This window comes from Dyadobacter sp. (assembly GCF_017744695.1).
Taxonomy (GTDB): domain Bacteria; phylum Bacteroidota; class Bacteroidia; order Cytophagales; family Spirosomataceae; genus Dyadobacter.
Genome location: NZ_JAGIAS010000001.1, coordinates 807,191 through 832,806, shown reverse-complemented (window position 1 = coordinate 832,806; position 25,616 = coordinate 807,191). Strand labels below are relative to the sequence as shown.

Here is a 25,616-nt window from a genome sequence, read left to right as displayed (position 1 = left end):
CATATCCATTCATTTTAAATCAGAAATGTTAGATAAAATCATTCATTTTTCGATCCACAACAAGCTGGTGGTCGGAATATTCACACTTGCCCTGGTGGCCTGGGGGGCGTACTCCCTTACCCGGCTGCCCATTGATGCCGTGCCTGATATTACCAATAACCAGGTGCAGATCATCACTACAAGCCCGTCGCTGGCCGCCCAGGAGGTGGAGCGGCTGGTGACTTTCCCCGTTGAAACGGTGATGGCGACCATTCCGCACACCGAAGAGATCCGCTCGATTTCGCGCTTCGGATTGTCGGTCGTAACCATTGTTTTTGAAGACGACGTTGACGTTTACTGGGCACGTGCGCAGGTTTCGGAGCGGTTGCACAGTGCCGTGGAGCAGATTCCCCCCGGCACAGGAACGCCGAGCCTGGCGCCCGTTACCACAGGTTTGGGCGAAATATACCAATATGTATTGCATACCAAACCGGGCTTTGAAAACAAGTACTCGCCTATGGAGCTGCGCAGCATTCAGGACTGGATCGTGCGGCGACAGCTGCTGGGCACTTCCGGCGTGGCGGATGTAAGCAGTTTTGGCGGTTTTTTGAAACAATATGAAATCGCCATCGACCCGTTGAGGATCCGGAGCGCGGGAATTTCCATTGCCCGTATTTTCGAAGCATTGGAACAAAATAACCAGAATACCGGCGGGGCCTATATCGACAAGAAACCCAATGCCTACTTCATCCGAAGCGAAGGGTTGATAGGCTCGCTGGACGATATTCGTAAAATCCAGGTGGGAGAAACAGCAACCGGCCTGCCGGTACTTATCCGCGACGTCGCCGAGGTCGGTTTCGGTAGTGCCGTGCGGTATGGCGCCATGACGCGCAACGACGAGGGCGAAGTGGTAGGAGGGCTGGTGTTGATGCTGAAAGGCGCCAATTCTTCGGAGGTCATCGGTAATGTGAAAGAGCGGATTACGCAGATCCGCAAGAGCTTGCCCGAGGGGGTCGTGATTGAGCCATTCCTGGACCGTACCAAACTGGTCAACAATGCGATTGGCACTGTCTCGAAAAACCTGATCGAAGGTGCGCTGATCGTCATTTTTGTCCTGATACTGCTGCTGGGAAACATGCGGGCCGGGCTGGTGGTGGCTTCGGTGATCCCGTTGGCCATGCTTTTTGCGGTCAGTATGATGAACCTTTTCGGTGTTTCGGGTAACCTGATGAGCCTTGGGGCGATTGATTTCGGGCTGATCGTCGACGGCGCGGTGATTATCGTCGAAGCCACCTTGCACCACATTGTTTCCAAACGGTACACGCATCGCCTCACGCAGGACGAAATGGACCGCGAAGTGTACGAATCGGCGTCGAAAATCCGGAATTCGGCTGCGTTCGGGGAGATCATTATCCTGATTGTCTACCTGCCGATACTGGCACTGGTCGGCATCGAAGGCAAGATGTTCAGACCAATGGCGCAGACGGTCAGTTTCGCAATTCTGGGTGCATTTATTCTCTCATTAACTTATGTTCCTATGATGTCGGCCCTGTTTTTGAGCAAGAAAAACGAATACAAACCGGGCATATCCGATCGGATTGTCGGCTTTTTCCGGCGCATTTACTTGCCGGCGCTGGATTTTGCACTACGCAGGAAGCGGTTGGTTTCGTTGGTCGCAGTCGTGTTGCTTGGCGGAAGTGTCTGGCTCTTTTCCCGCATGGGGGGCGAATTTATCCCGCAGCTGGATGAAGGCGATTTTGCGGTAGAACTGCGCGTGCTCACCGGTAGCTCGCTTTCCGAAACCATCGACGCCACACGGAAGGCGGCCGCCGTACTGCAAAAGCATTTTCCCGACGAAGTGGTGGAAGTTGTCGGGAAGATCGGCTCTTCCGAAATACCCACCGACCCGATGCCTGTCGAAGCCGGAGATATGATGGTTATCCTGAAAGAAAAATCGCGCTGGAAAAAGGCCGAAAACAGGGAGGAGTTGGCGGAGCAAATGCAGGAGGTACTCTCAGAGTCTATTGCCGGGGTTACCTTCGGTTTCCAGCAGCCCATCCAAATGCGTTTCAACGAGTTGATGACGGGGGTGAAACAAGACGTGGCGGTCAAAATTTTCGGAGAAGATCTCGACGAACTTGCACGTCAGGCGGCGCGTATAGGCAAGCTGGCGAGCAAAGTGCGCGGAGCAGAAGATATTTATATAGAGTCCGTAACAGGCCTGCCACAGATCGTCGTGCGCTTCGATCGCGATAAACTGGCGCAGTTTCACATTCCGGTTGCCGACGCCAACCGCACGCTGAATACCGCATTTGCCGGCGCTGGCGCGGGGCTGGTTTTTGAAGGGGAGAAGCGCTTCGACCTCGTGGTACGTTTGCAAAAAGCCGATCGCAGGAGTATCGACGACGTCCGTGGCTTGTTTGTTACCAATGCCGAAGGTCAGCAAGTGCCGCTCGGGCAGATTGCAACCATCGAAATGCTCGCCGGCGCGAATCAGATCCAGCGCGAGGATGCCAAACGTCGCATTACCGTGGCATTCAACGTGCGCGGCCGGGATGTGGAAAGTATAGTGAATGAGCTGCGCGGGCGCGTCGATCGGGAGATCAAAATGCCGCCGGGGTATTTTGTGACCTATGGCGGACAGTTCCAGAATTTGCAGGAAGCCAACAGCCGCCTGGCTGTCGCGGTGCCGGTGGCATTGCTGCTGATTTTTGTATTACTCTATTTTACATTCCACTCGTTGCGGCAAAGCTTGCTGGTACTCACGGCCATTCCATTTTCGGCGGTTGGCGGCGTGCTGGCGCTCTGGGTTCGCGACATGCCATTCAGTATTTCGGCCGGGATCGGCTTCATCGCATTGTTCGGAGTGGCGGTGCTAAATGGCATCGTACTGATCGCGGAATTTAACCTGCTCCGGAAATCAGGCGAGACCGATTTACGCAAAGTGATTTTCGAGGGGACCGATACACGTTTGCGCCCGGTATTGATGACTGCCCTTGTGGCATCGCTCGGGTTTTTACCCATGGCCTTGTCGTCGAGCGCGGGGGCGGAGGTGCAACGTCCGCTTGCCACCGTGGTGATCGGCGGGCTGGTGTCGGCCACGTTGCTTACTCTGCTGGTCCTTCCGGTTTGGTACGGGATCGTCGAAAAGCGCTGGGGAGCAGGCCGGGGCGGTAAGATGGCCGTAACGACGGCTGTTGTTATGCTGGTGATGCTATGGCCGGATCGTGCGAGCGCCCAGCAGGTATCGCCGACCTGCAAAATTACGCTCCGTCAGGCCGTTGACGAGGCATTGGAACGTAATCCGTTGGTTAAAGGTGACTTGTATCGCATTGGTTATCAGCAGGCGATGGTGAAAACGGCCGGCGATCCTGGGAAAACGGATTTGGCATGGATGGGAGGCCAATACAATAGTGTCAAGTTTGACAACCATTTTCTTTTATCCCAAAATTTGCCGAACCCCGCGGCGGTAGCGAAACGCAAGTCGCTGTTGGCCGAGGAAGTGAACGGTGCGATGGCTGCCATGGAGGTTACCAAAGCGGAACTGGTGAGAGAGGTTAAAATCAATTATCAGCAACAGGTTCTGCTCAAATCCCGCCAAAAACTGCTGGATGCCGAGCTTCTTCGTGCCGGGCGTTTTGTAAAAGCGGCCGAAATGCGTTTCAAAACCGGAGAAACGAATCAGCTGGAATATGTTACGGCGCAAAGCCAGCTAGGCGATGTCCGTGCGCAACTGATCCGGAATGAGGGCGATCTGCGCAATTTACAACGCGCATTGCAGACTTTGGTAAACAGCAATACGCTTGCCGAAGCCGAAACCGATTCGCTAACACGAAGAAACCTCGCGGTACCTGCGCCCGACACCACCGCATTGGGCGCGCATCCGTACTTACGCTATCTCGCACAGCAGGTGGCAATCGGGAGCAGACAAACGGCCCTACAAAAGGCCGCTCTCTTGCCGGAGTTTAATATCGGGTATTTCAACCAGTCGCTGACGGGTTTTCAAAACACAGGTAATGGCGAAGTCTTCTATGGCTCTGGTAAACGCTTTCAGGGTGTGCAGGTAGGCGTGCAGTTGCCGATTTTCAATGGTGCTTCCAAAGCGAGAATCAAAGCCTCGCAAATAGGCGAGCAGGTGGCGAGAAACGAGGTGGAAACTGCTCGTCTGAGATTGGGAAGCGACCTGGATCAGGCGATCCGCAACCTGGAAACGGCCCGCCAAAACCTCGAACTATACGAAACGAGTTCGCTCCTGTTGGCCGGTACGATTCAAGGCAATGCCACTAAAGCCTACGAATCGGGCGAGATAGGGTATATCGAATACGGTCAGGCGTGGAACCGGGCATTGAGCATTCGCCTCAACTGGCTCGATTTGCTGAATGTCTACAATCAATCGGTTATTCAAATAGAATATCTTTTAAATGAGCAGTAATCTGAACATAGCAATGAAAAATATAGCGATAGGCCTGGTGTTTCTCCTGGGCATAGCCGCCTGCAAGCCCGGGAACGAAAAGGAAGCCGCCGAAGCGGAGCATGCAGCGGAGGAAACCAGCCATGTAGAACTCACAGCAGCACAGTATGAAACGGCCGGTGTCGAAACAGGCGGTTTTTCTGTCCGGAAGCTAAGCGGGACGGTCGCTGCCAACGGGGTAATCGACATTCCGCCGCAGAATCTGGTGAGTATTTCCGCGCCATTGGGCGGGTTTGTACGCAAATCGGAACTTTTGCAGGGTATGAAAGTGCAAAAAGGCGAGGTGTTGGCGGTGATCGAAAACCCCGATTTTATCCCTATGCAGCAGGACTACCTCGAAACACGCAGCAAGCTGGAATATGCCGAGCAGGAATACCAGCGCCAAAGCGACCTCAGCAAAGAGAATGTGAATGCGCAAAAAGCATTACAGCAGTCGGCTTCCGAGCTGAAAATGCTGCGTGCGCGGTTGGCGGGTTTGAAGGAGCGCGTACGTACGGCGGGCGTAGATCTGGCCGGGCTGGAAAAGGGGAATATCACGAGTATTGCTTCCATTCGTTCGCCTATCACAGGCTCGGTGACGGTCGTGAATGTGAACCTGGGTAAATACGTGAACCCGACCGACGTAATGTTCGAGATCGTGGATACGGACCACTTGCATGTGGAACTGTCTGTTTTTGAACAAGATATTCCAAAAATAAAACTGGGGCAACTGGTGCGGTTCCGCGTGAGCAACAACCCGGCGCAGGAAGATCTGGCCAAAGTTTACCTCATCAATCAGAAAATTAATGATGATCGAACCGTACGGGTACACTGCCACCTGGAAAAAGAGGAAAACGGCTTGCTCCCGCAGAATTTCGTGAAAGCTATTATCGAAACCGGTGCGAATCCCGTGAATGCATTACCCGACGAAGCCGTGGTCGATTTCGAGGGAAAATCCTATGTTTTTGTAAAGGACCCGAAGGGCGAAAGGAGTTTTGATATGGTCGAGGTTGCCAAAGGCATCTCGGAAAATGGTTTTACAGAAGTGAAAATGCCCGCAGGAGGTAATGAAAGCCCTCAATTCGTTTTGAAGGGGGCTTACGCATTGCTTTCAAAGCTGAAAAACTCGGAAGAGGAGGAAGGGCACTAAGCTGTTGATCAGCCGACAGTCGCACTGCGGCATTCGAACTGCCGCAGTGCGACTGTCGGTTGATTATGCTTTGATGACCCTTACGAGCGCTTGTACCGTGGCCAATACATGATCCATGTTGCCGTAATCGTTGGTGACCTTTGAGAACATTACGCCGCCTTCGATCAACGCGATAATGGAAACCGCCATTTGCTCGGCATTAACGCCCTGGCGGAATTCGCCGGCTTCGGCCCCTTTTTCGATAATCCCGACGATGTTCTTTTTCCAGCTGAATAGTGCCTTGGCCGCACACAGTTGCAGCGGGACATTGGTATCGTCCGCCTCCACTGCCGTATTCAGGATCGGGCACCCGCCGCGATTGCCTACGCTGGTGATCACATCTCTGTACACGTGACCATATACCATTAGTTTATCAAAATAAGTTTCTGCCTTTTCCAGCTCCGCCTGCACGGTGTTGAATACCAGCGACCGGTTATATTCAAATACTGCCAGCGCTACTTCTTCCTTGTTTTCGAAATTTCCGTAAATGCTGCCCTTCGTGAGGCCGGTTGCTTCGGTAATGTCCGACATCGAGGTACCCGCATAACCTTTCCGGTTGAAAATCTCGGCGGTTTTCTCGATGATGAAATTCCGGGTGCGCTCGGCCTTGGTTGTTCCTACGTTCATGTAACAAATATACCAATTGGTATTTATTTTTACAAGCGGTAAAGAAAGGGATTTACTTTAAAGATCGAACGATTAAGAAGAATAACGGATAGCAGGAAGGACTTTGCCCCTTAATTCCCCGAAGCCGACCCTGACGTCGCCCTTTTGTCCAAAGCCACGCATGATCACCTCGTCGTGATCTTCCAGAAAGCGCCGATCAATGCCGTCTCGGAGTTTGAGAGGCTGTGTACCATTCAGGGTAGCTTCCAGCAAGCAGCCTTTCTGGGAAATACCGCTGCCGCTGATGGTTCCGGTGGCGAGCAGATCGCCTGTTTGCAGGTTGCAACCCGTGACGGTATGGTGGGCGATTTGCTGAGCGGCAGTCCAGTAAATGCCGCTTGCATTGGTTTGGCATACTAAAAATTCCTCCGAACTTCCGGGGTTAATACTGACCGACAAGGAAAGGTCGAAGTTCTGACGCGGGTAATGGGCCAGGTAAGGAAGCGGTTCCGGTTGCTGCGCCGGTGCGGGTATGCGGAAATGTTGCAACGCCTCCCAGGTGACGATCCATGGAGAAACGCCCGAGGCGAAATTCTTGCTCGTAAATGGCCCCAGCGGCTGGTATTCCCATCGCTGGATGTCACGCGCCGACCAGTCGTTGAAAAGCAGCATGCCGAAAATGTAGTCTTCCGCTTCTTCAATGGAAACCGGCTGGCCAATCACCGATTCTTTACCGACTACAAACGCCAGTTCCAGTTCGTAATCCAGTGCGTTGGTCGGTTTGAAGGACGGCGTGCCGTTGGCCTGGCCGGTCTGGCCCCGGGGGCGCGGTACCGGCGTACCCGAAACGACGATGGAAGATGCGCGCCCATGGTATGCGACGGGCAGATGTTTCCAGTTGGGGAACAGCGGGTTGTCGGGCCGGAATAGCTTTCCAACGCTGAATGCGTGCTCTTCGCTCGAATAGAAATCTGTGTAGTTGCCGACTTTGAGCGGCATATGCATTTGTACTTTTTTCTGCGGGATAAGCAGGTGATCGGCGAGCTGTTTCAGGTCCGACTGTTCGTCGCATAATGCTGTTTGAATGATTTTACGTACATATTCGGAAAAACCGCGGCCGAGTGCTATCAGGTCGTTCAGCACGGGTTTCCGGAATGCATTCCCGGCTTCGGGGTATTGCGGGAACATATTCAGGGCATAGGCTGCGGCCAGGTCTACGACCCAATTGCCTATGGCTAGTCCCGCGCGGGCAGGGCGCTCGTCACTGAATATGCCGAAAGGCAGGTTGTGAATCGAAAAGTCGGAATCGTGCGGGATTGGAAGCCAGGATTGTCGCATCGCATTGGAGATTTAAGCCTGTTGCGTCAGGTAAGCTTCCAGTAGTGGCTCGATGCCCGTCACCGACTCGTAAAGCTGGTCGTAGGACTGGATTACAAAATAATGATCCTGGTAGCGATCAATATGATACGGAGTGTCGAGTACGAGGGCAAGGTCGAAATCGATCTTGGGAACATCATCGCCCAGGCAATAGCGGCTTTCGCCCGAGGAAGAAATGATACCGCCGCCGTAAATTTTTAATGCACCCTCTTCACGGATCAGCCCGAATTCGACGGTATACCAATATAGCCTGGAAATGCGCTGCAGAATTTCCTCCTGGTCGATGTGCTTTAATGCAACCTCGCTTAAATGCGCCATAAAGTCGCAGAATGCCTGATTACTCAGCAGTGGCACATGCCCGAAGGTGTCATGGAACATGTCCGGTTCTTCGAGATAATCGATTTGTTCCGGCTTGCGGAGCCAACTTGTCGCCGGGAACTGGCGGTTATATAAATGCGTGTAAAATTCGCGGTGGGGGATAAGCCCGGGGACCACATACACTTCCCAGCCTGTCAATGCGCGAAGCGCCGGGTTGGTTTCATGTTCGAAATGCGGGATATGACCGGGCACAAACCGTACTTTGTCGATCCCATCGAGATATGCGCGGCTGGCAATGTGCGGAAGCTGCTCCATTTGCCGTTCGAAAAGCTGTTTCCACATCTGGTGGTCAGCTTTGCTGTATTGTTCATAAGCCTGGTTCATGGTTGGGAAGGTTTGTGTTAAAGTGTTCCCCTAAGCATTTGCTCGCGCTCGATCGCTTCGAACAATGCCTTGAAATTGCCTTTGCCGAACGATTGGGCGCCTTTTCTTTGGATAATCTCAAAAAACAGGGTAGGGCGCGGCATGACCGGCTTGGTGAAAATCTGCAAGAGGTAACCTTCGTCGTCCCGGTCGACGAGAATACCAAGCTCGCGTAAGCTGGACAGGTCCTCATCAATATGTCCGACACGGCGGAGCAGGTCGTCGTAATAGGCAGTGGGTACGCGGAGGAACTCCACCCCACGGTCGCGTAAAGCACGCACGGTTTCCACGATATGGTCGGTGGCAACAGCAATATGCTGCACACCGGGACCACCGTAAAAGTCGAGGTACTCTTCCACCTGCGATTTCTTTTTACCTTCGGCGGGTTCATTGATCGGGAATTTGATGCGCCCATTGCCGTTGCTCATGACTTTGCTCATGAGTGCTGAATACTCGGTCGAGATGTCTTTATCGTCAAAAGAAACCATCATTTTGAACCCCATCACATCCTCGTAGAACTTTACCCATCGGTTCATTTCGTTCCAACCCACATTCCCGACCATGTGATCGATGTACCGCAGGCCTAGCGGCGCCGGTGAATGTTCAGGTTGCCAGGCCACAAATCCCGGGAGGAAAATGCCATCATAATGCTTTCTTTCCACGAAAACGTGCACGGTATCGCCATAGGTACATATGCCCGATCTGACCGTTTCACCGTGATGGTCTTTCTCCGTTACCGGTTCCAGAAACGGTCGGGCGCCCCGGTTGACGGTTTCGCGGTAGGCGGTTTTGGCATCATCAACCCATAATGCAATGGCTTTTACGCCGTCGCCGTGACGGTCGATGTGCGCACCGATGGCCGTGCCGCCGTGCAGCGGGGAAGTGAAAACCAGCCGGATCTTGTCCTGCACCACCACGTAGGATTCGCGGTCGGTAAGGCCTGTTTCAAGCCCAGCCATGGCAAGCGGCTGAAACCCGAATGCATTCCGGAAATAATGCGCCGATTGCAATGCATTGCCGACGTAAAGTTCGACGTAATCCGTGCCGTTAATCGGCAGGAAGTCGGTCGTTGGCGGTAGTGGCGGATGTGCTGTGAGTGTGGACATGGCGTTAATGATTGAATGATTGAATGATCCGCCGTGGAACGGGGAATGATTGAATGATTGAATGATTGAATGATTGAATGAGTGAATGAGTGAATGAGTGAATGTGTGGATTTTGAATAAGGTTAATACCCGGATAGATTGTTGAAAAGAGATCCAAGTGACAACGCCTGACAATACATGACTATTCTTGGCTATTCATTCATTCATTCACTCATTCGCCGTTCCACGGCGGCTCATTCAAAATTCTCCGCCCAGCTGTTAAAGTACTTCCCATCGTCGATCGCCATCGCCTGTTCGGTCAGCATCAGGGGGCGGAAGGTATCGACCATCACGGCCAGCTCCTGGGTTTCCTTTTTGCCGATGCTCCTTTCGTACGCGCCCGGGTGCGGGCCGTGCGGGATGCCGCCGGGGTGCAATGTGATGTGTCCCTGCGCGATGTCGTTGCGGCTCATGAAATCGCCGTCGACATAATACAGGACTTCGTCGGAGTCGATGTTACTGTGGTTGTATGGCGCCGGGATAGCCAGCGGGTGGTAGTCGTACAGCCTGGGGCAAAACGAGCAGACCACGAATGCGTCGGTTTGGAATGTCTGGTGTACCGGTGGCGGCTGGTGAATGCGACCGGTAATGGGTTCGAAATTATGGATCGAAAAGGCCCAGGGGTAATTGTAGCCGTCCCAGCCGACAACATCGAACGGATGGGTTTCGTAGGTTACGGGGTGAATATGGCCCTGCTTTTTGATCTTGATCAGGAAATCCCCGTGCTCATCGTAGGTTTCGAGGTTGCGCGGAAGAATATAGTCGCGTTCGCAGTAGGGCGAATGCTCGGTAAGCTGTCCGAAATGGTTGCGGTATCGCTTGGGCGTGTAAATCGGCGTGTGCGACTCGAGGTACAGCAAGCGGTTGTCCGGCCCGTCGAATTCGATCTGGTAAATAGTGCCTCTGGGAATCAACACATAATCGCCATTAGTAAACGGCACCTGCCCGAACGGGGTCCGCAGCTTCCCAGCGCCGCGGTGGACGAAAAGCAGTTCGTCGGCGTCGGCATTCTTATAAAAATAGGACATCGCCTCGCCGGAAGGAGCGGCCAGACCCAGAATAAGATCCCGGTTGACAAGCAGGGGTGTCCGGCTGTCGAGGTAATCGGCAGCGGGTTTTACGTCGAAGCCGATCAGCTTCCGCATAGTCATGTTGTTGGCTACCGCAATGCGCGGCGTGACATCGTAAGGCTCACCAAGCGATTTCACCTGCGTGGGGCGCCAGGTGTGATAGAGGAGGGAAGACATGCCTTCGAAACCGATGGTCCCGAAGAGTTCTTCATAGTAAAGTCCGCCGTCGGTTTTGCGAAACTGCGTATGCCGTTTGGGCGGAATGGTTCCTAGTTGTTGATAGATCGGCATGTGCTTCTCGATTGTAAGTTAGCCAATAGTTGTTTATGCAATTATAGGAAAAACAAATCAATATTTGAATAATTTTTTGTATTATTTTAAAATTAAAAAAAGTACCTCCGGTTAATAAATTCTAGGTCAAGTCGCTATTTGTTCTATAAAATATTAAGAATAAATTTGAATGTATTTCAGTCCGACTAGTCCGGAAAAGCACTGAAAAACGACTCCCATCCTAATTGAAAAAAGGCATTTGCCGGCTCTGTTGTTATTCCTGACACAGCGTTTTCATTTTAATCAAACCATTTTAGCCATGAGGAAACATTACCTCCATTTACCCGTGAAGGGTATTCTTGCATTTTTACTGAGCCTGATGCTGTCCTCGAGGGGAGTCGCGCAGATCAGCCAGTTCATTCACGTCGACCAGTTCGGTTATGCGCCGGCGGCTGAAAAGGTGGCAGTGCTCAGCAATCCGATCGTAGGATACAATGCCGGATTGAGCTACACACCGCCCGCGACGATGGAAGTGCGTAATAGTATCACCCATGCAGTGGCGTTCACGGGGCCGGTTACCGTTTGGAATAGCGGGAGTACCCAGGCCAATTCGGGTGACCAGGGTTGGTGGTTCGACTTTTCGGCACTGACGGCCACAGGTACTTATTATGTGTTTGATCCGGTGGGCAACCAGCGTTCCGCAGTTTTTGAGATTACCCCCAATCCATACGGCAATGTGATGCTGGCTGCCGTAAAAATGTTCTATTACAACCGCTGCAACATGGCGAAGGCGGCGCCGTATGCGCAAAGCAAATGGACCGACGGCAATAATTTCATAAATGCATTGCAGGACCAGCAATGCCGGTACGTGTATGACCAGGGCAATGCGGCACTGGAAAAGAACCTGACCGGCGGCTGGTTCGATGCCGGTGACTACAATAAATATGTCTCCTTCACACACAGCCCGTTGCACGACCTGCTCTACGCTTACGAGGAAAACCCAACTGTTTTTACCGACAATTTCAATATCCCCGAAAGCAAGAACGGGATTCCTGATTTGCTCGACGAGGTGAAATGGGAGCTCGACTGGCTTTTTAAAATGACGAATGCCGATGGCAGTACGCACAACAAAATGGGCAGCCGGAATTACAGCGAAAATGTTTCGTCGCCTCCAAGCGTGAATGTGGATGGGCGCTATTATGGCCCTACTTGCACCTCGGCGTCTGCGACGATCGCCTCGGTGTTCTCGCATGCGGCGCTCGTGTATGCGGGCATCCCCGCGCTAACCGCCTATGCGGGCCAGCTCGAAGCGAAAGCAGCGAGTTGTTTCAATTATGTGTTGCCATTTTTTAATGCAAATACCCTGCAAACCAATTGTGACGACGGAAGTATTGTATCAGGTGACGCCGATGTGGCAGTAGGTCCGCAGCGGAGCATGATGGTGATCGCCGCGATTTACCTTTTTGAGCGGACCGGGAATGCTGTTTACAATCAATTTGTAGTCAATAACTACGCAGGCACCGATGTCATGAGCTCCGGGTATTGGGGTGTGGATGCTACCGAATTACAGGATGCCTTGCTGCGTTACGCCAAGCTTCCCGGCGCTAACCCGACGGTCGCGTCGGCCATTCTGAGCTCCGCGGGAACGGCCGTCGATGGCAATTGGAACGATTTCTTCGGTTGGACCACCGCCGATCTCTACCGCGCGTTCATGCCCGACTGGTCGTATCACTGGGGCAGCAATATGCCCAAGGCCGACTATGCCAATGTGAATCGCAGCATGCTTAAAGCCGGACTGGGCAATGCCGCCAGCCTCACCCGCAAGGCTGCGGAGCAGATTCACTATTTCCATGGCGTCAATCCGCAGGGGATGGTGTATTTGTCCAATATGTATGCGGTAGGAGGTGACCGTTGTGCCAACGAAATTTACCACACGTGGTTCAACGACGGTACTATTTATGACAATGCGCTGACATCGCCGAATGGGCCGGCGCCGGGTTACGTGGTAGGCGGGCCTAATGCCGACTACACGATCAGCGGCCAGTCGCCCCCTTTCGGTCAGCCGCGTCAGAAAAGCTACCTTGATTTCAACACCGGCTGGCCGACCAACAGCTGGGAAATCACCGAACCGGCCATTTACTATCAGGCTGCGTATATTCGTTTGCTGGCGCACTCGACATTGCCCGTCGAGGACCCACTGCCGGTGGAATTGGCCGATTTTTACCTGAAAGATATGGGTAACAGGCAGGCACAGCTTTATTGGAAAACCGTCTCGGAAACAGACAATGAACGTTTCGAGATCGAGCGCTCTACCGATGGGACTGATTTCCGGATGGTCGGGGAGGTCAAGGGAAATGCTACTTCGGCGCAGGTGCATTATTATACTTTCACCGATACGGAAGCGCCAGCGGTGACGACTTATTACCGTTTGAAGCAGGTCGATTTTGACGGACAGTTTGAGTATTCCAAAATCATCGCACTGTATCGTAACGGCGATGTCGCGTTCCGCATCGGACCGAATCCGCTGGGTGATTACGTGGATTTGCAAATGCCCCCGCACACTGGCAGAGCGACTGTGAAGGTTATAAACATGGCCGGTGTGGAGATCATGCGCCGCGATATCAATGGTAGCGGACGGATACAGATCCCGAATATGGCCAAAGGGATGTACGTGCTGAATGTGGAGCAGGGGAGTGAAAGGCTTTTCACACAAAGGATACTGAAAAACTGAGAGGGCGACGTGCAGCTGTCCATGAATGTGCGCTGCACGTCGCTTTTGCCCTAACGTGCGCCGGGAGCGGGGTTTCTTTTAGGCATAACCAGGCTGTCGGCCGGATATTTGGCTTTCAAAGTGTCCATTTGTGCTTTTGCCCACTGGATCAGACGCTCGCGCTGAGCGGTGGTTAGCTTCGCTTCCGGGTGCATACCCAGTGCAGTATACGATTTGAGCGGCATGGCGTCGTCTTCCACCATTTCCACGGTCTCTTCCAGCTTGTGGTTCTGCCGGGCGATAGACAGGCTGGTGAATGTCGAGAAGTTCAGGTGCCGTTTGCCGTCTTCGACATGTTCGTTCATCCACCATGCCAGAGGCTGGATATTATAGTACCATGGATAAACGGTTTTGTTACTGTGGCAGTCGTTACAAGCTACTTCCAGAATGTTCTTTACATCGGCCGGGACGTCATACTTGGTGGCGATGTTCATCGACTGGTCGTCGGACAGATTTTTTTCGGGGCGGATGAATTGAATGATGATAAAAACGGCCAGAAGGGCGAGCAGGATTTTTTTAAACATGTCCGATGGTGATTAGATCAGGTCTTAATATGCATAATAATTCCGATAGCGTCGCTTTTTACTGCCGTTCTATGCCCTTATTTTTTCGGTAGTGTGCCGGCGACAGGCCCATTTGCTGTTTGAAAAGCCTTGAAAAGTAGAACGGATCATCGATCCCGATGGCAGAAGCTACCTCGTTGATCCGCCATGTACTGAAATGCAACAGCTGGCAAGCTTTCTGAATGCGCAGATAATTGAAGTACTCGATCGGCGCGTACCCGGTATCCTTTTTGAATTTCCGGGAAAAGAAAGACACTGATAAATTTACCGAACGGGCAATATTATCCAGCGAAAGGGAATTCGACAGGTTGTCCTGCATATACATGATCGCCTTTTCCGTCGGGCTGGTGTTCGCCGCCAACGGTTTCCGCGAGCCGAAATGTTCCGGGGCGATGAATGACGAAAGGTAATGCGGTAAAGCCAGGTTGGCTTGCAGCAGGTTAGAAGCGCTGTATCCTTTCAGCAGGGTATTGGCAATATGCGTGAAAAGCGCGTTGCGTTCCTCGGAAAACCCTACCGGGATGGCTCTGAATAGTTCGCTGTCGCGTTCCATGACTGTCGCTGCCGCCGCATCGCACAGGGCACCGTTGATGTGAAGCCAGTAAATACTCCACGGATTTTGCGGATCGGCCCCATACGAATGGGGTACATCGACAGGCAAGATAAACACCTCGCCCGCATGCACCTGGGAAATGCTTCCGTTTAGCTCTATCCAGCCCTGACCATCAGAACAATACAGCAGAATGGCCTGTGAAATGCCATTGGGGCGCTGATAGTAATGATGCAATGCTTTGGGATAATAACCCATCCGGGAGATGAACAATTGGCTGATCAGCGGCAGTTGCTCGCAATGGGATGTGGCCACTTTGGGTATTTCGATGATGAGCTCGCCTTCGAAGCCTCTGCTTTTACGCATAATGTGTGTTTTAATAGGAAGATAATGAGTGTGATAAAGGTAAAATAATCCATGTTTTGGACAAAATTGTTCATTCGTTTATTTCCTGGAATAGCTGAATTTTGGAATGTTTAAGTACTATTCCTAATCCCATTCTCATGACTAAGCAACTTTTGACACACGCGCAAATTCAGCAGTATCACACGGACGGTTATCTGATCGTCCGTGGGTTTTACGACAAGGAGGAAGTTTCCAGGCTGTACCGTATCGCGCTCGATGATGCGATGATCAGCAAGCACGCCATCAATGTTAACGACAGCACCGGCAAGCGTAGCAAGCTTTCGCTATGGTACAAGCCGGGCGATGATGTGTACGGCTTGTTAACCCGGGGTAAGACGCTCGTAGGTTCGGTGGACCAGTTGCTCGACCGTCAGCCAGGGGACGAAGGCCATTCGGTTTGCCATTACCATTCCAAACTCATGCAAAAAGAGCCACGCGTAGGCGGGGCTTGGGAATGGCACCAGGATTATGGATATTGGTATAAAAATGAATTCCTCTTTCCCGAACAGCTGATGTCGGTCATGATCGCGATAACGGATGCCAATGTTGAAAATGGCTGTTTGCAAGTGATTAAAGGTTCGCATAAAATGGGGCGGGTGGAGCACGGCTTTTCGGGTGAGCAGGTAGGCGCGTCGCAACGCTATGTGGATCTGGCACTGAGAACTATGGAGCACGTGTTCGTGGAGCTTAATGCGGGTGATGCTCTTTTCTTTCACAGCAATATCCTGCACAGGTCGGAGGCTAACCTTTCCGATCGGGCACGCTGGTCGTTGATCTCATGCTACAACCGGTCGACCAATATCGGTTACCATGAATCTTCACCGTCGGCATCCAGCGTCACACCTATCGACGTCGTTCCGGACGAAGCCTTGCTTACCTGGGAAGCCGCCGGTCTGACGGAATCGGAAGCTGATTTTTTGAGTAAGGAAGCAGACGTATCACTAAAATAAACGCACATTATGGCACACGCCCCAGGCACTTTTTCCAATTTGGACAAGACCGGACTGGGCCGTCAAGGGCTTGTTCAAATCAACAAGGGGTATGTCTACCTGCTCAGCGCGATTGCAGCTTTGGGCGGGATATTGTTCGGGTTCGACCTGGTGATCATCTCAGGGACGGTCGGATTCTTCCAGGCACATTTCGGACTGAACGAGCTGGAAACGGGCTGGGCCGTGGGGTGTATCAATCTGGGCGCGGCCATCGGCGCTGTCCTGGGAGGTTGGCTCTGCGAGCGGCTCGGGCGTAAGAAATTGCTGATGATCTGTGCCATATTGTTCGCCGTTACAGGTGGGGGGACCGGCTGGGCCGAGAACTTCCCGATGTTTATTGGCTTTCGCATGCTGAGCGGTGTAGCGGTAGGGGCCGCGGCACTCGTTTGCCCGATTTACCTGGCCGAAATTTCCCCTGCTCCCATGCGCGGAACTACGGTTTCGTTTTACCAGCTGTCCATTGTGGTGGGGATATTGCTGGCTTATTTTTCAAACTACATGCTGCTGGATGTCGAGGATAACTGGCGGTGGATGTTTTCTTCGCAATCTATTCCGGCATTGCTCTTTTATTTCAGCCTTTTCATGGCCTCCGAAAGTCCGCGCTGGCTGATACGCGCGGGCCGGGAGTTTGAAGCGCATATCGTTCTCGAACGTGTAGGTGGGCTGGATTATGCATTGGCCGAACAGGAGCAGATTGAGCAAAGTTTCGCAGATAAAACAGAATACAAGGTCGCTGACCTATTTCGCAAGGATGTCGCGCATATTGTCTTTATCGGTGTGATGATTGCCGTATTTTCGCAGATAGTCGGGCAGAATTCGATTTTTTCGTACGCCCCGGAGCTCTTCAAAAAGGCTGGCATGGCACAGAATTCGGCGTTTTTGCAGTCGATCATCATCGGACTGACCAACTTTATATTCACTTTTGTCGCCATCGGTACGATCGACAAGGCTGGGCGCAAAAAGCTTTTGCAATATGGCTCGTTTCTCTTGTTTGCGGATGCGCTGGCGTTATCGGCTGCTTTCTATCTGCAATGGTCGGGCTTGTGGGTGCTGGTTTTCGTGCTAGCATTCGTGGGGATCTATTCCGCCACGCTCGGGCCGGTGACGTGGGTGGCACTTTCCGAAATCTTTCCAAACCGTATCCGTGGTAATGCCATGGCGGTGGCTACGCTCGCCTTATGGATCGCCAATTTCTTCACGACGGCCTTGTTTCCGGTTATGAACCAGTATTTCGGCATACCGGTCACCTTTTTGATCCACGCGGCGGTATGTCTGGTTTACTACTTTTTTGTCCGTACCAGCGTTCCTGAAACCAAGGGCAGGTCTTTGGAAGAAATTGAAAAACTATTACAAAAAAGCTGATTACCCATCCAATGACAATTCAATTTTACGCACCGGAGTGGGGGAATACCCTTCCGTTCGATACTTTTTGTAAAAATGTAAAAGCGGCTGGGTACGACGGAGTCGAAATGGCGCTGCCTTTCGATTCGGCCGAAAAACGGGCCATCCTGGATACGCTGGCAGCCTGGGATCTGCGGCTGATCGGCCAGTATTGGCAATCGTTTGAGAAAAGTATCGATGAGCATGCTGCGAATTACGAAAAATACCTCCGTAATCTGATCGACGCGCGGCCGGTGCTGATTAACTGCCAGACCGGCAAAGACTATTTCAATACCGCGCAAAACCAGCGGCTTTTCGCGCTTGCAGCAAAGCTTTCTGCCGATTCCGGGATTCCCATCATCCACGAAACGCACCGGGGTAAAAGTCTCTTCGCTGCCCATATCACGATGGGCTACCTGCAATCGGACCCCGGTATCCGCATTGCGCTGGATATTTCGCATTGGTGCGCCGTCCACGAATCGCTCCTCGCCGACCTTTCCGACGAAGTAGCGCTCGCCATTTCGCGCACCGATCACATCCACAGCCGCGTGGGCCATCCCGAAGGCCCGCAGGTGAACGACCCGCGCGCACCCGAGTGGGAGGAAGTGCTGAATGCACACCTCGGCTGGTGGGACCGTGTTGCGGCAATTCATACGCAAAATGGCACCACGCTTACCGTTACCACCGAGTTCGGTCCCGCGCCTTATATGCCTGCGATGCCCTACACGCAAATGCCGCTGGTGAGCCAGTGGGATGTGAACGTGCACATGATGAACCTCCTGAAAGATCGTTATCAGTCGATTTAGGCAGCAGCGCTAATTATTTTCTAGCATTTTAATTGAAATGGGTTTTACCGTTAAATAAAATTTTTGTCATTAAAATACTGACAATGAGTTGGTTTTCGCTACGCGGATGCGAAATGTGATACCTTTGGGAATTTGACAGAGCTTTCGGTTGTTTTACGCAGTCCGGGATTTTGTTCCGGGTAATGAGTTAATTCATAAATTTGCTTTGTAGTAACCCCCCGATCGATCTAATAACTATGAGCATCCTTTATGTTGACCATGAAATTAATAATCTGAATTCCTTCAAAGCGACCTTCCGGAGAGACGCCCAGATTTACCTGGCCAATTCAACCGAAGAAGCGCTGAAAATCCTCGGCGAACACAAAATCGACGTTATTTTTGCTGACCATCAGATGCCCGAAATGACCGGGCTTGAATTTCTCAAACTGGCTTCCAATCAATATCCTTCCAGTATGCGCGTGCTGCTCACCGGTAACGCCTATACGGATGAGTTTCGCTGGGCGGCTGGTAAGGGATACTTTCACAGTTATGTCAACAAGCCCTGGGATGAACAGCAACTACGGACGCTGATGATATCGCGTTTGTACTAGGTGAAGATTATCAGAATGCCATGCAGGGCGTAGTATGCTACTAGGTCCGAATGCGTTGTGGTCTCTCACCGCGACAAAAGAGCGCCGAAGTCCACGAACTTCCGGCGCTCTTTTGTTTGGTACAAAAAAATTGCCACACCAATATTTGTTAAGGATATATTGACTACATTGGAGATTCAATATCCGACTATTCTTCATCTTTTGCCGAAAGGCTAAACCTTAACCAATGAAAAGAAGACACTTCATGCAGATGTCGGGCCTTGGCTTGGGCGCTATGATGCTCTCCGAGGTTCCGGTCATCGGGAGTCCCGTGGCCGAAGCCCAACTGCTCACTCCGTGGCTGGATGCCGTTACCAAGAAAAAACTCGCCGAAACCGCGTTGAATGCCGCCCGCGACAAGGGCGCCAGCTACACGGACGTCCGTATCGGCCGCTATTTGCAGCAATACCTGTTCACACGGGAGAAACAGGTGCAAAATATCGTGAATGCGGAATCTTACGGAATCGGTATTCGCGTGATTGCCAATGGTACCTGGGGCTTTTCGGCTACGAGCGATGTGACACCCGACGGCATTGCCAAATGTGCTGCGACAGCCGTAGCGATCGCCAAAGCGAATTCGAAATTCCAGAAAGAGCCGGTGGTGCTTGCGGCGCAGAAAGGCGTGGGTGATAAGACGTGGAAAACGCCGCTTACCAAAAATGCATTTGAGATACCGGTGAAGGAGAAGATCGACCTGATGATGAAAGTCAACGGCGCCGCGATGGATAACGGGGCCAACTTTGTGACCTCGAATCTCTTTTTCATCAACGAGCAAAAATATTTTGCTTCTACCGACGGCTCTTTCATCGATCAGGATATCCACCGGATCTGGCCTACGTTCACCGTGACCGTGACCGACAAGGCTTCGGGCAAATTCAAAACCCGCGACGCGATCAGCTCCCCGATGGGCATGGGCTACGAATATCTCGACGGCCTGGCCAGCGAGAAAATCGCGGGCCCGAACGGCATGGTGGGCTACCGCAACTCCTACGATATGGTGGAGGATGCGATTATGGCTGCTAAGCAAGCTAAGGAGAAAGTAACGGCCAAATCGGTGGAGCCGGGCAAATACGACCTTGTTTTAGACCCTAACCATTTGGGGCTCACCATTCACGAGTCGGTGGGGCACCCGACGGAGCTCGATCGCGTGCTAGGCTATGAGGCCAACTACGCCGGTACCAGCTTTGCGACGCTGGATAAATGGAAGACCAAAAATTTCAATTATGGCAGCAAGCTCGTCAATATCGTGGCCGACAAAACGCAACCGCATACGTTGGGCGCGGTCGGGTACGACGACGAAGGCGTTCCGTGCAAGGAGTGGGATATTATTAAGGACGGTATCCTGGTCAACTACCAGGCGATCCGCGACCAGGTGCAGATTTTGGGCGAAAAAGAGTCGCACGGTTGCTGCTATGCCGATGATTGGAGTTCCGTTCAATTTCAGCGTATGCCCAATATCAGCCTCAAACCCGGAACGGAAAAACGGAGCGTGCTCGATATGATCAAAGGGGTAGAAAAGGGTATTTATATTGTCGGAAGAGGTTCTTATTCGATTGATCAGCAGCGTTACAACTTCCAGTTTGGAGGCCAGGTTTTCTATGAGATCAAGAACGGCGAAATCGCCGGAATGCTTGATGACGTGGCTTATCAGTCCAACACCCGGGAGTTCTGGAATTCGTGCGTGCAGCTCTGCGACAAGGACGATTACCGCACATTCGGCTCGTTTTTCGACGGCAAGGGCCAACCCTCCCAGATCAGCGCCGTTTCACACGGTAGTGCGACGACAAGGTTTAACGGGGTGAATGTGATTAATACGGGAAGGAAGATATAATGAGTGAATTTTGAATGACCGAATGACTGAATGACCGAATAAAGGTTTCACAGGAAACAGTTATCTATTCAATCATTCAATCATTCAATCATTCAATCATTCAATCATTCAATCATTCAATCATTCAATCATTCAATCATTCAATCATTCAATCATTCAATCATTCAATCATTCAATCATTCCCCGTTCCACGGCGAATCATTCAAAATCAGATCGATCAAAAAAAGATGAACGATGGCAATCCTTACAAAAGAAGAAGCTAAAAAAATCATAGATAAAGTCCTGGCATTTTCGAAGGCTGACGAGATCAGCGCTTCGCTTTCGGGGAACCGGACAGGCAATATCCGCTATGCGCGCAATTCGGTGTCGACCAGCGGTGAGACCAACGATTTGTCGCTTTCCGTCACAGCCGTTTTTGGTAAAAAGTCGGGAACGGCTACGATTAACGAGTTCGACGATGCATCGCTCGAAAAGACTGTACGTCGCGCAGAGGAAATCGCGAAGCTTGCACCCGATAATCCCGAATATGTGCCGATGCTTGGGGCCCAGCAATATGTGAATACCCAGGCATTTGCAGATACGACATCGGGTATTGATCCGGAATACCGGGCCAAAGCAGCCTTTGGAAGTATTGAACCCTGCACGCAGAAAAATCTGACCGCCGCAGGTTATATGGAAGATACGAGCGGTTTTACGGCGATAGGGAACAACAAAGGGCTTTTTGGATATAACAAATCCACTTCCGTGGACTTTTCGGTGACCGTGAGGACGGCGGATGGCACTGGCTCCGGTTTTGTGCAGCGTGACTATAATGACGTTTCCAAGCTGAACACCCGGACAGCGACCGAGATCGCGATGCAAAAAGCCATGGCGTCGGTGAATGCGAAGGCGCTGGAACCCGGCAAATACACGGTGATCCTCGAACCCACCGCCGCACACGATCTTATTCTCAATATGATGCGGAATATGGACGGGCGCAGTGCCGACGAAGGCCGGAGCTTCCTGGGTAAGAAAGGCGGACAGACACGCCTGGGCGAGAAGCTTCTGGATGAACGCGTCACCATTTACTCTGATCCCGTGAATACGGAAGTGCCCGGTTCTCCATTCGCCGGCGATGGCCGACCTCAGGAGAAAGTAACCTGGTTTGAAAACGGGGTGGTGAAGAATATGTACTATTCGCGTTTCTGGGCGCAGAAAAAGGGCGTCAAAGCGATTCCATCCCCCGATGGTATTATTTTCCAGGGCGGTAACGACTCGCTTGCCGACCTGATCAAAGGGACCGAGAAAGGTATTCTCGTCACGCGGTTCTGGTACATCCGCGCTGTGGATCCGCAAACGCTGCTCTACACGGGCCTCACGCGCGATGGTACTTTTTACATCGAAAACGGACAGATCAAGTACCCGGTTAAGAACTTCCGCTTCAACGAAAGCCCGGTGATCATGCTCAACAACGTGGAGGCCATCGGGAAGCCGGTACGTACCAACGGCAGCCTGATACCGCCGCTCAAAATCCGTGATTTTACGTTTACAAGCCTTTCAGATGCGGTTTAGCGATAAACGTAGTCCATTTAAACTGCTATCCTGCCATCCATAACAGGTGAGTTGAAACAAGTGCAGCCATTCATTAACTTATGAATTGCACTTTTTTGACTCACCCAATCAATTCTATTAGCTAAACATCTACACTTTGAAACGACGAGATTTTATTCAAATGGCCGGGCTCGGAACGGGAGCGTTCATGTTGCCGGGCTTCGCAATGGGCCGGCCGGTGTCGCCTGAGGCATTTCTGGTGCCGGGCGATGATGTGGCCCTGAAAAAGCGGCTTGCGGACGCGGCCCTCAATGCGGCCAAATCCAAGGGCGCATCCTATGCCGATGTGCGTATTGGCCGCTATCTTAATCAATTCGTAACTACCCGGGAAGATAAGGTCCAAAATATCGTCAATACCGAATCATACGGTGTGGGTGTGCGCGTGATAGCCAATGGCTGCTGGGGTTTCGCTGCGGTAGTGGATGCCAAAAGTGAAGCACAACTGGCGAAAGCGGCGGAAGAAGCGGTTGCCATCGCGAAAGCCAACGCAAAGCTCATGAAAGAACCCGTACAGCTCGCCCCGCAAAAAGGCTTTGGGGAAGTGAGCTGGAAAGCGCCGTTCAAAAAGAATGCATTTGAAGTACCCATCAAGGAAAAGGTGGATCTGCTGCTTTCGGTGAACGACGCCGCCATGAAGAATGGGGCCAACTATGTGAATTCGATCCTTTTTCAGGTGAATGAGCAAAAATATTTTGCCTCGACCGATGGCTCTTATATCGATCAGGATATCCATCGCATTTGGCCGCTTTTCAATGTGACGGCCATCGATCCTAAAACCGGCAAATTCGAGACACGCCGTTCGCTGAGCGCGCCGATGGGCATGGGGTACGATTATCTGCAGTCGAACCCGGCCGATAAAGTTACCGGCGTGACGACCCGCTACAACAAAGGGTACGACATGCTCGAAGACGCGACCGCAGCTTCTCTGCAAGCCAAGGAGAAGCTCACAGCCAAATCGGTGGAGGCCGGTAAATATGATCTCGTACTCGACCCTTCGCATTTGTGGCTCACTATTCACGAGTCGGTAGGGCACCCACTGGAACTCGACCGGGTACTGGGCTATGAAGCCAACTTTGCCGGAACTTCGTTTGCAACACTCGATAAATGGCAATCCAAAAACTTCCAGTACGGCAGCAAGCAGGTGAATCTCGTAGCTGACAAATTGCAGCCAGGCTCGCTGGGCGCGGTAGGTTGGGACGATGAAGGGGTTAATACCAAACAATGGGACCTGGTGAAAGACGGTATATTGGTGAACTACCAGGCGATCCGCGACCAGGCGCATATCATCGGCGCGAAAGAATCCCATGGCTGCTGCTATGCCGACAGTTGGAGCTCGGTGCAGTTCCAGCGAATGCCGAATGTGTCGCTGGCGGCCGGTAAAACACCGTTGTCGGTGGAGGAAATGATTAAGGATGTTAAAAAGGGCATTTACATTATCGGCGACGGGTCATTCTCGATCGATCAGCAACGCTATAACTTCCAGTTTGGTGGCCAGTTGTATTATGAAATCAAGGACGGAAAGATCGCCGGGATGTTGAAAGATGTGGCTTACCAGTCGAATACGCAGGAATTCTGGAACTCGTGTGTGCAGGTATGCGACGAGCGCGACTACCGCCTGGGCGGCTCGTTCTTCGACGGCAAGGGACAACCCATGCAGTCCAGCGCTGTATCGCACGGCAGCTCCACGGCGCGGTTTAACGGCGTGAATGTTATCAATACGGCGAGGAAGATATAATGCGTGAATGAGTGAATGAGTGAATTTTGAATGACCGAATGATTGAATGACTGAATGATTGAATAATCGTCATTGAGTCAGTAATAATCATGGACTTTTCAGCAAAACTACATCTGACCCACTCAACTACACTTGACTTTTATTCACTCATTCACTCATTCAGTCATTCAGTCATTCAATCATTCGAAATTAACATCCAACATGGCCATCATACTAACTGAATCAGAAGCAAAGGCATTATTGCAAAAGGTGCTGAGCTATTCCAAAGCAGACGAATGCGAGGTGAATATCCTGGGTGAGGAGCGGGGCAACCTGCGTTACGCCCGAAACGAAGTATCGACGAGCGGGTCGCTTATCAACCAGAATTTGCAGGTTCAATCTGCATTTGGAAAAAAAGTAGGCGTCGCCACGATTGACGAATTCAGCGACGAGTCGATTGAAAAAGTGGTAAGGCGATCGGAGGAGCTGGCCCGGCTGGCGCCCGAAAATCCTGAATATGTGAGTGTGCTGGAACCGCAAACCTATCTGAAATCCAACGGCTTTTTCGAATCTACGGCCGGCATTAACCCTGCGTATCGTGCCGACGCCGTCGCCAAAAGCCTGGACCTGACTCGTACCCAAAACATGACCGCAGCCGGTTTCCTGGAAAACCAGAAGGGCTATTCGGCTATGATGAATTCCAAAGGGCTATTTGCCTACTATCCGAGCACGAGCGTCAACTTTTCCCTTACCGTACGCACGCCGGACGGTAGAGGCTCCGGTTATGTGGCCAAAGGTTATAGTGATGCAGCCAAGCTGGATACCACCGCAGCCACGAAGGTTGCCATTCAAAAATCCAAAGGTTCTGTCGATGCGAAGGCATTGGAACCGGGCAAATACACGGTAATCCTCGAACCGACTGCTGCTGCGGTGCTACTGGAAAACATATTCTTCAATCTCGATGCGAGAAGCGCCGACGAAGGCCGCTCGTTTTTGAGCAAAGCAGGAGGTAAAAGCAAGCTGAACGAAAAGATCGTCGACGAGCGCGTTCATATCTATTCGGACCCGACCCATCCCGACTTGCCGGCATCGCCCTGGGCAGGGGACGGACAGGCTGCTAACAAGATTAGCTGGATTGAGAATGGTGTGGTCAAAAACCTCGTGTACTCGCGCTATTGGGCACAAAAGAACAATGTGAAACCCGTGCCGTTCCCAACCAACGTGATCATGGCCGGAGGAACGGCAAGTATGGAAGAGCTGATCAAATCCACGCAACGCGGGATATTGGTGACCAAGCTCTGGTACATCCGCGAGGTCGACCCGCAGACGCTCCTGCTCACGGGCCTCACGCGCGACGGTACTTTTTACATCGAAAACGGGGTGATCAAACATCCGATCAAAAACTTCCGTTTTAACGAAAGTCCGGTGATCATGCTCAACAACCTCGAAACGCTCGGCAAACCCGAGCGCGTGGTAAGCACCGAAAGCAATAGCAATTACCTGATCCCGCCGATGAAAATCCGGGAGTTCACATTCTCATCGTTATCTGACGCAGTTTAGTA

The 25,616-nt window shown here is 51.9% G+C and carries 18 protein-coding genes; 11 read left to right on the top strand and 7 right to left on the bottom strand.

Translation table 11 applies throughout. From position 1 onward, the window contains the following. The first annotated feature begins 25 nt into the window (after positions 1–25). The gene (locus J7619_RS03180) at positions 26–4,411 is read left to right on the top strand and encodes a CusA/CzcA family heavy metal efflux RND transporter (RefSeq protein ID WP_291193908.1); all 4,386 of its coding nucleotides are present in this window, start codon (positions 26–28) and stop codon (positions 4,409–4,411) included. A gap of 13 nt (positions 4,412–4,424) precedes the next feature. Then, the gene (locus J7619_RS03175) at positions 4,425–5,579 is read left to right on the top strand and encodes an efflux RND transporter periplasmic adaptor subunit (protein ID WP_291193905.1); all 1,155 of its coding nucleotides are present in this window, start codon (positions 4,425–4,427) and stop codon (positions 5,577–5,579) included. 63 nt (positions 5,580–5,642) lie between these two features. On the opposite strand, the gene J7619_RS03170 is transcribed toward J7619_RS03175, so the two are convergent. The 5 genes from J7619_RS03170 to J7619_RS03150 all read right to left on the bottom strand — a co-directional run bounded on the left by J7619_RS03170 (position 5,643) and on the right by J7619_RS03150 (position 10,848). After that, positions 5,643–6,245 carry a TetR/AcrR family transcriptional regulator gene (locus J7619_RS03170; protein ID WP_291193901.1) on the bottom strand — a complete coding sequence of 201 codons (603 nt, stop codon included), beginning with the start codon at positions 6,243–6,245 and terminating at the stop codon, positions 5,643–5,645. Positions 6,246–6,317: 72 nt separating this feature from the next. After that, the gene (gene fahA, locus J7619_RS03165) at positions 6,318–7,562 is read right to left on the bottom strand and encodes a fumarylacetoacetase (RefSeq protein ID WP_291193898.1); all 1,245 of its coding nucleotides are present in this window, start codon (positions 7,560–7,562) and stop codon (positions 6,318–6,320) included. A gap of 12 nt (positions 7,563–7,574) precedes the next feature. Further along, on the bottom strand, positions 7,575–8,303 hold the full coding sequence (locus J7619_RS03160; protein WP_291193895.1) for a phenylalanine 4-monooxygenase: 729 nt from the start codon (positions 8,301–8,303) through the stop codon (positions 7,575–7,577). A 17-nt stretch (positions 8,304–8,320) separates the two neighbouring features. Further along, positions 8,321–9,448, bottom strand: a complete 1,128-nt coding sequence (gene hppD, locus J7619_RS03155; protein WP_291193892.1) for a 4-hydroxyphenylpyruvate dioxygenase — start codon at positions 9,446–9,448, stop codon at positions 8,321–8,323. 233 nt (positions 9,449–9,681) lie between these two features. Beyond that, on the bottom strand, positions 9,682–10,848 hold the full coding sequence (locus tag J7619_RS03150; RefSeq protein ID WP_291193889.1) for a homogentisate 1,2-dioxygenase: 1,167 nt from the start codon (positions 10,846–10,848) through the stop codon (positions 9,682–9,684). A gap of 298 nt (positions 10,849–11,146) precedes the next feature. Here J7619_RS03150 and J7619_RS03145 point away from each other — a divergent pair, with 298 nt between their 5' ends. Then, positions 11,147–13,558, top strand: a complete 2,412-nt coding sequence (locus tag J7619_RS03145; RefSeq protein ID WP_291193886.1) for a glycoside hydrolase family 9 protein — start codon at positions 11,147–11,149, stop codon at positions 13,556–13,558. Positions 13,559–13,608: 50 nt separating this feature from the next. Here J7619_RS03145 and J7619_RS03140 read toward each other — a convergent pair whose 3' ends face one another. Both J7619_RS03140 and J7619_RS03135 read right to left on the bottom strand, forming a co-directional pair. Continuing rightward, positions 13,609–14,121 carry a heme-binding domain-containing protein gene (locus tag J7619_RS03140; protein ID WP_291193883.1) on the bottom strand — a complete coding sequence of 171 codons (513 nt, stop codon included), beginning with the start codon at positions 14,119–14,121 and terminating at the stop codon, positions 13,609–13,611. A gap of 58 nt (positions 14,122–14,179) precedes the next feature. Continuing rightward, positions 14,180–15,076: an AraC family transcriptional regulator gene (locus tag J7619_RS03135; protein WP_291193880.1), complete on the bottom strand. Its 897-nt coding sequence runs from the start codon at positions 15,074–15,076 to the stop codon at positions 14,180–14,182. A gap of 137 nt (positions 15,077–15,213) precedes the next feature. Here J7619_RS03135 and J7619_RS03130 point away from each other — a divergent pair, with 137 nt between their 5' ends. From J7619_RS03130 to J7619_RS03095, 8 genes are all read left to right on the top strand, one after another. Continuing rightward, positions 15,214–16,065: a phytanoyl-CoA dioxygenase family protein gene (locus J7619_RS03130; RefSeq protein WP_291193877.1), complete on the top strand. Its 852-nt coding sequence runs from the start codon at positions 15,214–15,216 to the stop codon at positions 16,063–16,065. Between the two features lie 9 nt (positions 16,066–16,074). Beyond that, positions 16,075–17,466 (top strand): sugar porter family MFS transporter, encoded by a 1,392-nt coding sequence (locus tag J7619_RS03125; protein ID WP_291193874.1) that lies wholly within the window; start codon positions 16,075–16,077, stop codon positions 17,464–17,466. Between the two features lie 11 nt (positions 17,467–17,477). After that, positions 17,478–18,290 (top strand): sugar phosphate isomerase/epimerase, encoded by an 813-nt coding sequence (locus J7619_RS03120; protein WP_291193871.1) that lies wholly within the window; start codon positions 17,478–17,480, stop codon positions 18,288–18,290. 236 nt (positions 18,291–18,526) lie between these two features. Beyond that, positions 18,527–18,880 carry a response regulator gene (locus J7619_RS03115; protein WP_291193868.1) on the top strand — a complete coding sequence of 118 codons (354 nt, stop codon included), beginning with the start codon at positions 18,527–18,529 and terminating at the stop codon, positions 18,878–18,880. A gap of 226 nt (positions 18,881–19,106) precedes the next feature. Then, entirely contained in the window at positions 19,107–20,750 is a 1,644-nt protein-coding gene (locus tag J7619_RS03110; protein ID WP_291193864.1) for a TldD/PmbA family protein, read from the top strand. 234 nt (positions 20,751–20,984) lie between these two features. Next, positions 20,985–22,301 carry a TldD/PmbA family protein gene (locus J7619_RS03105; protein ID WP_291193861.1) on the top strand — a complete coding sequence of 439 codons (1,317 nt, stop codon included), beginning with the start codon at positions 20,985–20,987 and terminating at the stop codon, positions 22,299–22,301. 136 nt (positions 22,302–22,437) lie between these two features. Further along, on the top strand, positions 22,438–24,075 hold the full coding sequence (locus J7619_RS03100) for a TldD/PmbA family protein (protein ID WP_291193858.1): 1,638 nt from the start codon (positions 22,438–22,440) through the stop codon (positions 24,073–24,075). Between the two features lie 201 nt (positions 24,076–24,276). Further along, positions 24,277–25,614 carry a TldD/PmbA family protein gene (locus J7619_RS03095; protein ID WP_291193855.1) on the top strand — a complete coding sequence of 446 codons (1,338 nt, stop codon included), beginning with the start codon at positions 24,277–24,279 and terminating at the stop codon, positions 25,612–25,614. The last annotated feature ends 2 nt before the right edge of the window (positions 25,615–25,616 follow it).